At 49.1% G+C, this 617-nt stretch carries 2 protein-coding genes; both read right to left on the reverse strand.

Features of this window, described 5'->3' with window-relative positions; all coding sequences use genetic code 11:
* Window positions 1-153 carry a type I toxin-antitoxin system Hok family toxin gene (locus ACMV5H_RS25645; protein WP_115158366.1) on the reverse strand — a complete coding sequence of 51 codons (153 nt, stop codon included), beginning with the start codon at window positions 151-153 and terminating at the stop codon, window positions 1-3.
* A 396-nt stretch (window positions 154-549) separates the two neighbouring features.
* Window positions 550-617, reverse strand: a 68-nt coding sequence (locus ACMV5H_RS25650) for a Hok/Gef family protein (protein ID WP_414822820.1), incomplete at its 5' end; no start/stop codon positions are given.

Consider the following 617-nt stretch of genomic DNA (forward strand, 5'->3'; position numbering starts at 1 on the left):
TTACCTTACGGATTCGTAAGCCATCATGGCCGCAACCTCCGTTTCTCCGCTACGAATGCGGATCTCACAGAGTCTTTTCCTGGTCATCCAGGTAAACACCAGTACGGTGATACAGAGAATAACCAGGGCCATTACTACTAATTTTTGCGGCATGATAGCCTCCTTGTCCTTGCCTTTCGGTGGGTATGAGGCTACCTTTATGGTGTTTGGGCATAAGAGTGGCCTCGGGTTGATTTATATCGATTCGGGGCTTTTCTCTTTCTATCCCTTGCTCATGCTCAGGACAAAAAGATCCAGAGCACCCACGCGAATTTTACCCCTAATCCCGCCGGGTAATAAATCAGCGCTTTGTTACATAGAACAAGTAAGCTGAACCGGCTCAGTGCTCATCCTTGTTATTTATTGGTTTTTTTGCATCTGTTTTTCTTACCTATGCTATGGCGGCTGCGGGCTCTTTTGTGTGGGATGGCTTAACAAGATATGGAGGGGTGCTCATGGATCTCAGCTCAAACAACCAACAGGCGGGGCAAGCCCCGCCGTTGGGTTGCCTTACCTTACGGATTCGTAAGCCATCATGGCCGCAACCTCCGTTTCTCCGCTACGAATGCGGATCTCAC

It is taken from the genome of Serratia sp. N21D137 (assembly GCF_047530005.1).
GTDB lineage: Bacteria > Pseudomonadota > Gammaproteobacteria > Enterobacterales > Enterobacteriaceae > Chania > Chania fonticola_B.